Annotated in this window: 11 protein-coding genes; 6 read left to right on the forward strand and 5 right to left on the reverse strand. The window is 58.7% G+C overall.

The annotated features are described in order from the left end of the window. A partial coding sequence (locus VGP75_RS12080) for a beta-ketoacyl-ACP synthase III (RefSeq protein ID WP_327543905.1) occupies positions 1-839 on the forward strand: 839 nt, incomplete at its 5' end. Between the two features lie 118 nt (positions 840-957). Here the strand turns inward: VGP75_RS12080 and VGP75_RS12085 are convergent. Then, positions 958-1407, reverse strand: a complete 450-nt coding sequence (locus VGP75_RS12085; RefSeq protein ID WP_327543906.1) for a hypothetical protein — start codon at positions 1405-1407, stop codon at positions 958-960. Between the two features lie 268 nt (positions 1408-1675). Here VGP75_RS12085 and VGP75_RS12090 point away from each other — a divergent pair, with 268 nt between their 5' ends. After that, on the forward strand, positions 1676-2275 hold the full coding sequence (locus VGP75_RS12090) for a thymidine kinase (RefSeq protein WP_327543907.1): 600 nt from the start codon (positions 1676-1678) through the stop codon (positions 2273-2275). A gap of 46 nt (positions 2276-2321) precedes the next feature. On the opposite strand, the gene VGP75_RS12095 is transcribed toward VGP75_RS12090, so the two are convergent. Continuing rightward, entirely contained in the window at positions 2322-4514 is a 2193-nt protein-coding gene (locus VGP75_RS12095) for a primosomal protein N' (protein WP_327543908.1), read from the reverse strand. Between the two features lie 83 nt (positions 4515-4597). On the opposite strand from VGP75_RS12095, the gene fsa reads away from it, so the two are divergent. The 4 genes from fsa to VGP75_RS12115 all read left to right on the forward strand — a co-directional run bounded on the left by fsa (position 4598) and on the right by VGP75_RS12115 (position 7755). Continuing rightward, the gene (gene fsa / locus VGP75_RS12100) at positions 4598-5251 is read left to right on the forward strand and encodes a fructose-6-phosphate aldolase (protein ID WP_327543909.1); all 654 of its coding nucleotides are present in this window, start codon (positions 4598-4600) and stop codon (positions 5249-5251) included. A 148-nt stretch (positions 5252-5399) separates the two neighbouring features. Beyond that, complete coding sequence (locus VGP75_RS12105) at positions 5400-6095, forward strand: DUF484 family protein (RefSeq protein ID WP_327543910.1); 696 nt, start codon at positions 5400-5402, stop codon at positions 6093-6095. A gap of 4 nt (positions 6096-6099) precedes the next feature. Next, positions 6100-7014: a tyrosine recombinase XerC gene (locus VGP75_RS12110; RefSeq protein ID WP_327543915.1), complete on the forward strand. Its 915-nt coding sequence runs from the start codon at positions 6100-6102 to the stop codon at positions 7012-7014. Positions 7015-7056: 42 nt separating this feature from the next. Further along, positions 7057-7755 (forward strand): CDP-alcohol phosphatidyltransferase family protein, encoded by a 699-nt coding sequence (locus VGP75_RS12115; RefSeq protein ID WP_327543911.1) that lies wholly within the window; start codon positions 7057-7059, stop codon positions 7753-7755. Here VGP75_RS12115 and VGP75_RS12120 read toward each other — a convergent pair. From VGP75_RS12120 to VGP75_RS12130, 3 genes are all read right to left on the reverse strand, one after another. Further along, on the reverse strand, positions 7752-8201 hold the full coding sequence (locus tag VGP75_RS12120; RefSeq protein WP_327543912.1) for a methylated-DNA--[protein]-cysteine S-methyltransferase: 450 nt from the start codon (positions 8199-8201) through the stop codon (positions 7752-7754). The two genes, VGP75_RS12115 and VGP75_RS12120, sit on opposite strands and share 4 nt — an antisense overlap. Continuing rightward, positions 8198-8635 (reverse strand): PaaI family thioesterase, encoded by a 438-nt coding sequence (locus VGP75_RS12125; RefSeq protein ID WP_327543913.1) that lies wholly within the window; start codon positions 8633-8635, stop codon positions 8198-8200. The genes VGP75_RS12120 and VGP75_RS12125 overlap by 4 nt, the downstream gene beginning before the upstream one ends. After that, on the reverse strand, positions 8635-10068 hold a 1434-nt coding region (locus VGP75_RS12130), incomplete at its 5' end, for a class I tRNA ligase family protein (RefSeq protein ID WP_327543914.1). The genes VGP75_RS12130 and VGP75_RS12125, both read right to left, overlap by 1 nt.

The following is a 10068-nucleotide window of genomic DNA, read 5'->3' on the forward strand; positions in this document are numbered from 1 at the left end:
GCTACATGGCCGAGATCGGCGTGGATGCCGCGCAAAAGGCGCTGGCCGAAGCGGGCGTTGACGCCGCTGACGTCGATCTGGTGATCTGTGCAGCCTCCAACATGGAACGCGCCTACCCCGCAATTGCCGTGGAAATTCAACGGCTTCTGGGCGCAGGCGGTTTCGCCTTCGACATGAACGTCGCCTGTTCCAGCGCCACTTTCGGTATCCAGACCGCCGCTGATATGATCCGCGCAGGCTCAATCCGCCGCGCGCTGGTGATCAACCCCGAGATCTGCTCGGCGCATCTGGAATGGCGCGACCGCGACTGCCATTTCATCTTTGGCGATGTGGCCACAGCGACGCTTCTGGAACGCGACGAAGACCTCGAAGGCCCGCATTTCAAAGTTCTCTCCACCCGCTGCGCCACCCAGTTCAGCAATAATATCCGCAACAATAACGGCTACTTACGCCGGACACAGGATGCCATGGAAGACAGCCGTGATATGCAGTTCATGCAAAACGGCCGCAAGGTTTTCAAAGAGGTTTTGCCGCTGGTGAGCGCCCATATTGCAGATCACATGGCCGAAGAAAACATCGCCCCGGACGATCTGCGTCGGCTCTGGCTGCATCAGGCCAACAAGACCATGAACGACTATATCGGCAAAAAGGTTCTGGGCCGCGCCCCCACCCCCGATGAACAACCCAACATCCTGCAGGACTATGCCAACACGTCCTCGGCCGGTTCCATCATCGCGTTTTCCAAACACTCCAGCGACTTAGCCGCTGGCGATAAAGGTTTGATCTGTTCCTTTGGTGCGGGCTATTCTGTGGGTTCTGTCATTGTTGAACGCGCATAGAACCAGGATCGCCCCATGAAGCTATTTATCTCCACGTCACTACTGCTCACGCTTACCGCCTGTGGTGTGCCCTTTGTTCCCCTGATCTAACCGGTCACACCCGACGCTGTGACCAATGTCACGACGTCTCTTCCAGATGCAGCTTCATATCCAGTAATACCTGCTGGAGCGCTGTCGTTTCCCGCAGCATCCGCTTGGCCTCGTTAATGGTAATAACCCCATCCGCGATGGCCTGGTTATACTCTGCCATCAGCATCGCAAATCGCTGGCTCAGTTTGATGACATCGGCGTTGATCTCACCCGTACTATTGGCGCGCTCTGTATCATAAGACAGGGTCACCCCCTTGAGTTCGGCCAGCGCAGATGTGACATGCGGATAGGCGGCGGCCGCTTCGAGTGCTGCCACAGCATCAACCGGCATGAAACGATCCGCGTGCTCGCTGCTGTCGGAATAGTAGCGCCCCAATGTTGCTTTGGATTTCCCTGTCAACGCGCAGGCGGCTTCGATACCGACATCTTTGACCAAGGCCTCGGTATGTTTTTTCAAGTAGCCGCCATAACCCGCCATAGGTGTACTCCGTCATCATACTGCTGCCTTTCGCGGCAGGGGAAAATCATTTCGCTATTCCCATACAACGCCAATGCCCCGTGTGACAGAAATAATTCAGTCTTGTGTTTCAGAGGCCAGTTAACGAGTTGTCGCGCCGCGAGGTGCGATGTGTTTGGACCGCGGTCCGTTTCCCTTGGGGGTCGTTCCCTTCCAAAGCGCAAATGACACCAATTTGCGTTGCGTATCGGTCTTGCCAAGTTGGCAAGACCGGCGCTAATCACCTGTCATGGCAAAGCTCTATTTCAATTATTCCACGATGAACGCCGGCAAATCGACTGTGCTCTTGCAGGCGTCGCACAACTACATTGAACGTGGGATGCAAACCTATCTGCTGATCGCACGCTTTGACGACCGCGCAGGCGTCGGCCGCATCGGAAGCCGGATCGGCATTGGTGCGGATGCCGACACTTTTGGCGCCGAGGATGATCTGTTTGAAATGATCGCCGCCCGCTTGAACGCAGGTCCCTGTGCCTGTGTCTTCCTCGATGAAGCGCATTTCATGACGCCCGCGCATGTCTGGCAATTGGCGCGCGTTGTGGATGACCTGAATGTGCCTGTCATGACTTACGGCCTGCGTGTCGATTTTCGCGGACGCCTTTTTCCGGCCTCTGCATCACTACTGGCGCTGGCCGATGAAATGCGCGAGGTCAGGACCATCTGTCATTGCGGCAAGAAGGCCACCATGGTGGTCCGCCGCGACGAAGAGGGCAATGTACTCGCTTCAGGCGATCAGATCGTGGTCGGCGGGAATGAACGCTATGTCTCGCTCTGCCGCCGTCACTGGCGCGAGGAAATGGGCGACTACGCCGACCCAAATATGGACTAGCGCTTATCATCTTGCCAGAAATACTCCCGCCGGAGGCTCCGACGCGCTAGTAAAAACTCTGCGGGTCAATATCGATCGCCATGCGCAGATTTGCAGGCAGACGGAACTGCCCCGCCCATTTGGCAAGCGCCTGCTGTAGCGGCGCGGACTTGTCGGCCTTCACCAGCAACCGCACGCGGTGCCGCCCGCGCACCCGCGCAATCGGTGCCGGTGCTGGCCCAAAGACCTGCGCCCCGATCTGGCGCAATGGCCCGTCCATCCGCGCCATTTCCGCCCCCAGATCAAAGACCTCCTGCACGTTTGGGCTGCTCAGGATGATGCCTGCCATCCGGCCATAAGGCGGCACACCTGCGGCTTTGCGCTCTGCGGCTTCGGCCGCCCAGAAACTCTCCTCGTCGCCCGCCAGAATAGACCGGATCACCGCGTGCTCTGGCTGGTAGGTCTGCAACAGCGCCTCGCCCGGCGTCTCGGCCCGCCCGGCGCGTCCAGCCACTTGCCGCATCAACTGAAAGGTCCGTTCCGCCGCACGCAGGTCTGACCCTTGCAGGCCCAGATCGGCGTCAATCACACCGACCAACGTCAGGAGCGGAAAGTTGTGGCCCTTGGCAACCAACTGTGTGCCAATAATGATATCCGTGCCACCTTCGGCGATCTGCTCGATATGTGCCTTCATCGCGCGGGCCGAGCCGTAAAGATCAGAGGACAGCACAGCAACACGCGCGTCAGGGAAAAGCGCTGTCACCTCTTCGCCCATCCGCTCGACACCCGGGCCAACAGCACTCAACCGGTCTTCGGCGTCACAGCTTGGGCATTTCGTTGGCAAAGGTTTTGTTTCGCCACACTGATGGCACATCAACCGCTTGAGAAACCGGTGCTCGACCATCCGCGCATCGCAATGATCACAGCCAATCTGATGCCCACAGGCCCGACAGAGCGTGATCGGCGCATAGCCCCGCCGATTAAGAAAAATCAGCGATTGTTCGCCTTTCTCCAGCCGCTTGCGGATCGCGTCCCGTAGGGTGGGTGAAACCCACGTCCCCGCGGGCATATCCTCAAACCGCATATCAATCGCCGCCATCTTGGGCATCACCGCCGCCCCAAAGCGCGACGTCAGTTCCAGCCGCGTGTATTTGCCCGCTTCCACATTGGCCCAACTCTCAAGGCTGGGTGTGGCCGAGGCCAAGACCACCTGCGCGCCATTGATTGCCGCGCGCAGAACCGCCATATCGCGGGCGTTATACAGCACGCCGTCTTCTTGTTTGTAGGAGGTGTCATGTTCTTCATCGACCACGATCAGCCCAAGATTCTGATAGGGCAGAAACAGCGCCGAGCGCGCCCCGACTACAAGCTGCGCATCACCTTGGCCCACCATGCGCCAGCAGCGGCGACGTTCTGTCATGGTGACGCCAGAATGCCATTCGGCTGGCTTCATACCGAACCGCGCCTCAACACGGTTGATGAATTCACCCGACAGCGCAATTTCCGGCAAGAGCACCAGCGCCTGACGGCCCATGCGCAGACATTCCGCGACCGCCTCAAGATAGACTTCGGTCTTGCCTGACCCTGTCACGCCTTTCAGCAAGGTGGTGCCGTAAGTGTCACTGCGCAACGCAGCGCGCAGCGTCTCGGCCCCTGCTGCCTGATCCGCGCTCAACGCCTTGCCGCCATAATCTGGGTCAAGATGCGGATAGGGAACATCGCGCGGGGCCTCTTCTTCCGAAACAGCCCCAAGCTTGACCAAGCCTTTCACCACCGACGTGCCAACCCCTGCCATCTCTGCCACTTCGGCCAAGGTGAACGACAACCCGCCATAATCGCGCAACACGCCCAGAACCTTTTCGCGCGCATCGGTCATGCGGTCTGGTGTCTGGTCGCCCAGACGGTAAATTTTGCGCATCGACTGCGCCTCTCCGAGGCCCGGCGCGCGTGTGGCAAGGCGCAGCATCGCGGTCAGGGGGGTCAGGGTATATTCGGCGGTGCGGGTCAAGAAAATACGCATCTCTTCGCGCATGGGGGCAACATCCAGCACGCGGATCACGGAGCGGATTTTCGCTCGGTCATAATCGCCCTGCCCCCGCCCCCAGACGACGCCCAGCACTTTGCGCGGGCCCAAAGGCACTTCAACAAACGCACCCAAATGGCAGCCGCCCTCGGGCGCTTTGTAGTCGAGCAGGCGGTCAAGCGGTTGCGCGGTCAACACGCCAACAAGATCACCTTCGTGGAAAAAGCTATCGGTCATATCCGCCTTTGAGGGTTTCCGCCGCCTTGCAGATCAGGTAAATGCTGCATCATCAAACACCAACCCTGCTTTGGAGTGAACAGATGAAGTTTTTCGTAGATACCGCCGAGATCGACCAGATTAAAGAACTCAATGACCTCGGGATGGTTGACGGGGTCACGACAAACCCCTCGCTGATCGCAAAGTCGGGCCGTGATATTCTGGAAGTGACCAAGGAAATCTGCTCAATCGTGTCCGGCCCCGTCTCAGCCGAAGTTGTGGCACTGGACGCTGACACCATGCTGGCAGAGGGCCGCAAGCTGGCCAAGATCGCCGACAACATCGCCGTGAAAGTGCCGCTGACGTGGGCGGGTCTGAAAACCTGCAAGACACTGTCGGACGACGGGATCATGGTGAACGTGACACTGTGTTTCTCGGCCAATCAGGCGCTGCTGGCGGCCAAAGCGGGTGCGACCTTCATCAGCCCGTTCATCGGCCGTCTGGATGATCTGAATATGGACGGTCTGGAACTCATCGAGGATATCCGCACGATTTATGACAACTACGGCTTCGAGACGAACATCCTTGCCGCCTCGATCCGGTCCGCCAACCACATGAGCGAATGTGCAAAAATCGGTGCGGATGTCGCGACCGCGCCGCCAAATGTGATCAAGGCAATGGCAAACCATGTTCTGACCGACAAAGGTCTGGATGGGTTTATGGCGGATGTCGCCAAGGCCGGTATCAAAATCCTCTAAGGATGCGTCAGGTAAGGTGGATCTTGATCCACCTTACTTTCGGCAAACTAGGGCAAAAGTGCCACGCCCTGTGGCTTGAACGCAAAAACCCTGCGACAAGCCCCCCAACCCTCTGCTAGTTTGACAAAAAACAAAGCAGAGCAGGCTCATGAATAAAACACTGATGGCCGATGACCTTCGCGAGAAGATCATCGCAAACCCCGATGTTCTTTTGGACGATGTGGATGTGATGCGCGCCCTTGTGGGGGCGCATGCAGACCAGAATGCCGGCAATATTGTCGATCTCCGTTCGGTCGCCATGGAACGGCTTGAAGCACGTTTCGACCGCCTCGAAGACACCCACCGCAATGTGATTGCGGCCGCCTATGACAACCTTGCGGGCACCAATCAAATTCACCGCGCGATCCTGCGCATGCTGGACGCAAGCACCTTTGAACGCTTCCTCGCGGATCTTTCCGGCGAGGTCGCGGATATCCTGCGGGTTGATGCGGTCCGCCTTGTGCTGGAAAGCAACCTGCAAGACACGCAACGCGCCACAGGCGAAGCCGTTGCGATTATGCCCGAGGGCTATGTCGACGGATATATCACCCTAGGTCGCAACATGCCTGCCCGCCAGATCACCCTGCGTGAATTCCACAAAGTGGGTGGAAGCCTTTATGGTGCGCGCGCGGAATACATCAAATCCGAAGCCTGCCTGAAGGTTGATCTCGGCCCTGATCGCCTTCCCGCCATGCTGGTCATGGGCAGTGAAGACCCGCAGCAATTCACACCGCAACAGGGCACCGACCTACTGACCTTCTTTGTTGGAGTCTTTGAACGGGTCGTCCGCCGCTGGCTGGCCTGATGCGATGATCGCGCCTGCGCTCTCAGACGCCTTGGGCGCGTGGCTTGCGGGCCAGCGTGCACTGGCCGGGGCCGCCGAGAATACGTTGAAGGCGTATCAGACCGACGTGCTCGGGTTTCTGGCCTTCATGACCGCGCATAATGGTGGTAGCCAGGGTCTTGCCCCCATCGCCCGCGTCACGATCCGCGACATGCGTGCTTGGATGGCCCATGAGCGCGCCCGTGGTGTCGGTGCGCGCTCCTTGGCGCGGTCCTTGTCGGCGGTGAAATCCTTCTACCGCTGGCTTGCCGAGCGCGAAGGGTTTGAGCCCACGGCCGTGCTGTCCACCCGCGCCCCGAAATTCCAGCGCAAACTGCCGCGCCCGCTTGAGATCAAGGCGGCATCCGAGATGATCGACACTGTCGAGCTGCAATCAGATGATCCTTGGATTGCCGCGCGCGATGCCGCCGTTGTTACCTTGCTTTACGGTTGCGGTTTGCGGATATCCGAAGCTTTGGGCCTTGCCGGCCGCGACGTGCCTTTGTCCGATGTGTTGCGGATTGTCGGCAAAGGGAACAAAGAACGGATCGTCCCCGTCATTGCCCCTGCGCGCGATGCAGTGGACACCTACCTGCGGCTGTGCCCCTATCCAGTCGCCGACGACGCCCCGATTTTTCGCGCCACCCGTGGCGGTGTCCTGTCACCACGTGCGATCCAGAAAGTGATGGAAAAGGCCCGCCTGCAATTGGGCCTGCCTGCCACCGCAACACCCCATGCGATGCGCCACTCATTTGCCACACATCTTCTGGCCGCAGGCGGCGATCTGCGCACGATCCAGGAACTGTTGGGTCATGCCTCTCTTTCCACCACACAGGCCTATACCGCAGTCGATGCCGCACACTTGATGTCTGTCTATGAAAAGGCGCATCCAAAGGCCTGAGAATTGGTTGCCCCTCCCCTTGTTTTCCCCCATGACGGTTTCATGACACTTCGCGCAAAAGCTCTTCTTGTTCACCTTCTTACCGCAACCGGTGCTGTTTTCGCGATGCTGGCAATGCTGGCCGCAGTCGAGGAGAAGTGGAGCCTGATGTTTCTCTGGCTTGTGGTTGCGTTCTTTGTTGATGGCATTGATGGGCCATTGGCGCGCAGATACAATGTTAAGACCAACGCGCCCGCCTTTGACGGCGTGTTGCTTGATCTGATCATCGATTATCTGACGTATGTTTTTGTGCCTGCTTATGCGCTGTTCAAATCCGGCCTTTTACCCGGTTGGACGGGCTGGTTCGCGATCATTATCATCACCTTTGCGTCTGCCATGTATTTTGCAGATACACGGATGAAAACCAAAGATAATTCATTTTCCGGCTTTCCCGGTTGCTGGAATATGCTGGTACTGGTGATCTTTGCTTTGCAGCCCAATTTCTGGGTGTCTCTTGTCTTGGTCGGCACCCTTGCCATCACGATGTTTGCGCCGCTGAAATTCGTCCATCCCGTCCGGACCGAGCGTTGGCGCATGGTCACCTTGCCGATGGCATTGGGCTGGACCTTCTTTGCAGGCTGGGCCGCTTGGGTGGATTTCTACCCCAACAGCTGGGCGCATTGGGGGTTGGTGCTGACCTCGGTTTACTTGCTTTTTGCAGGTGTCGCCCAGCAGGTCATCCCAGAGCGCAAACCCGCCTAGATCAAAAGACCTGCAGCCCCTTCCAGCCGCAGCAAGGCGACCTTTGCCTCAATCCCGCCAGCGCCGGAATACCCGCCCAAACCATCTGCCGCCAACACGCGGTGGCACGGGATAATGATCGCAATCGGATTGGCCCCGCAAGCCTGCCCGATCGCCTGGGCTGAAACATCAAGCTCTTTGGCCAGATCGCCGTAGGTGCGGGTTTCGCCATAGGGGATGGCGCAGAGCGCTGCATAAAAGCGCTGTTGAAACGCGCTGCCCCGCGGTGACACGGGCGTCTGAAAGTGTCGGAGCGTTCCTGCAAAGTAACCGGCAAGTTCATCAGCCATCTGCTGATGTAGCGGCCCTTCGGTCAGCGTACCTTCGCGGCCCCAATGCAATGCCGTCACCGCACCACCGACCGCATCTGCCCCCAACGCGCCTACAGGCGAATTGGCGCAGATCACGGCTTGAGGCCGCGCACTGCCATCATGGTGGCCGTGATCGTGGCGATCGTCTTTTCCTGCACGCCATCTATGGCGATAGCGCGGCCTTCGGTGAATGTCAGCGTGCGACCTGGCTTGAGCACATTGCCTTCAAACCGGAACAACTGCCCCTTTGCGGGCGCCATAAAGCTGCATTTGAATTCTACGGTCAGCACTTCACTTTCCGCATCCATCAACGTGAGCGCGGCAAACCCGCAGGCGCTATCCATGCCCGATGTGATCGTGCCTGCATGGATAAACCCGTGATGCTGGGAAAACGCCGGATTGAACGGCATTTGCAGGATCACACGACCCGGTGCCACGTCCGCAACGGTGATCCCCATGGTTGCCATCGCACCTTGGCGGTCAAAGTCCGCCCGCATGCGTTCTACAGACTGGGGATCACCATATTCCATCAGCCAAGCGCATCGTTACAGCGCCCGCAGACACCTGCGTGTGCGTGGCTGCCCACATCGGGTAGGATTTTCCAGCAGCGCTGGCATTTCTCGCCTTCCGCACGGCCAAAGACCACCGCGACATTGGCAACCTCATCCAAGGTGAACGCCCCTTCAGGTGCGTCATCCGTTGAGACCACAATGCCCGATGTGATGCAGAGATCATCGAAGCTGACGGTTTCCAACAGCTTGGCGGTGTCGGCGTTGACATAGACAGTCGGTGCCGCCTCAAGCGAGGCTCCAATGACCTTTGCAGTACGCTCGACCTCCAACGCGCCGGTCACAACACGGCGGACCTTGCGCACTTCTGCCCATTTCGCGGCCAGCGCATCGTCGCGCCACACGGCAGGGGTCTCGGCAAAATCCTCAAGGTGGACCGAGCTGTCGTCCGCCCCGAACCGTTCCAGCCAGACCTCTTCCATCGTGAAGGTCAGCATCGGGGCTAACCATTTGGTCAAGCGGTGGAACAGGATATCCAGCACCGTGCGCGCAGCACGGCGGCGGGTCGTGTCGCCGTCGCAGTAAAGCGCATCCTTGCGGATATCAAAGTAGAAAGCCGAGAGTTCGACGGTGGCAAAGGTAAAGACCACCTGGAACACGCCCTGAAAATCATAGCGCGCATAGCCTTCGCGCACTTGGACGTCGAGTTCGGCCAGACGGTGCAGGACCCAGCGTTCAAGCTCGGGCATCTCGGCGGGTGCGATCCGGTCATTTTCGGTGAAATCGGCCAATGACCCCAACATATACCGCATGGTATTGCGCAGGCGGCGATAGCTGTCGGCAACCCCTTTGAGGATTTCATCGCCGATCCGCAAATCAGCCGTATAGTCGGACTGTGCCACCCAAAGACGCAGGATATCCGCGCCATATTGGTTGACCACCTGTTCCGGCGCGATGGTGTTGCCGATGGATTTGGACATCTTCATGCCCTTCTGATCCAGCGTAAACCCATGCGTCAGAACCCCGCGATAAGGTGCATGGCCCATTGTGCCACAGGCCTGCAACATGGATGAATGGAACCATCCACGGTGCTGGTCTGTGCCTTCGAGGTAGAGATCGGCCATGCCGTCCTCTGACCCGTCGGCGCGGTCGCGCAGCACGAAGGCATGGGTCGAGCCGCTGTCGAACCAGACGTCAAGGATATCGAACACCTGCACATAGTCATCGTGATTCACCGTGCTGCCAAGGAACCGCTCTTTCGCGCCCTCTTTGTACCACGCGTCTGCACCTTCAGTTTCGAAAGCGTCCAAGATCCGTGCGTTCACCTCTGGATCACGCAGCAGATAATCAGGGTCTGTGGGCTGTGCGTCTTTCTTGACGAAACAGGTCAGCGGCACACCCCATGCGCGCTGGCGCGACAGCACCCAGTCAGGGCGCGCTTCGATCATGGAATA

The organism is Yoonia sp. (assembly GCF_036007805.1).
In the GTDB taxonomy this organism is placed as follows: Bacteria; Pseudomonadota; Alphaproteobacteria; order Rhodobacterales; family Rhodobacteraceae; genus Yoonia.

Bases quoted from the DNA above. Each gene is read 5' to 3' on its own strand.
- VGP75_RS12085 (WP_327543906.1), bottom strand. From the start codon at position 1,407: ATGGCGGGTTATGGCGGCTACTTGAAAAAACATACCGAGGCCTTGGTC.
- VGP75_RS12090 (WP_327543907.1), top strand. From the start codon at position 1,676: ATGGCAAAGCTCTATTTCAATTATTCCACGATGAACGCCGGCAAATCG.
- VGP75_RS12095 (WP_327543908.1), bottom strand. From the start codon at position 4,514: ATGACCGATAGCTTTTTCCACGAAGGTGATCTTGTTGGCGTGTTGACC.
- fsa (WP_327543909.1), top strand. From the start codon at position 4,598: ATGAAGTTTTTCGTAGATACCGCCGAGATCGACCAGATTAAAGAACTC.
- VGP75_RS12105 (WP_327543910.1), top strand. From the start codon at position 5,400: ATGAATAAAACACTGATGGCCGATGACCTTCGCGAGAAGATCATCGCA.
- VGP75_RS12110 (WP_327543915.1), top strand. From the start codon at position 6,100: ATGATCGCGCCTGCGCTCTCAGACGCCTTGGGCGCGTGGCTTGCGGGC.
- VGP75_RS12115 (WP_327543911.1), top strand. From the start codon at position 7,057: ATGACACTTCGCGCAAAAGCTCTTCTTGTTCACCTTCTTACCGCAACC.
- VGP75_RS12125 (WP_327543913.1), bottom strand. From the start codon at position 8,635: ATGGAATATGGTGATCCCCAGTCTGTAGAACGCATGCGGGCGGACTTT.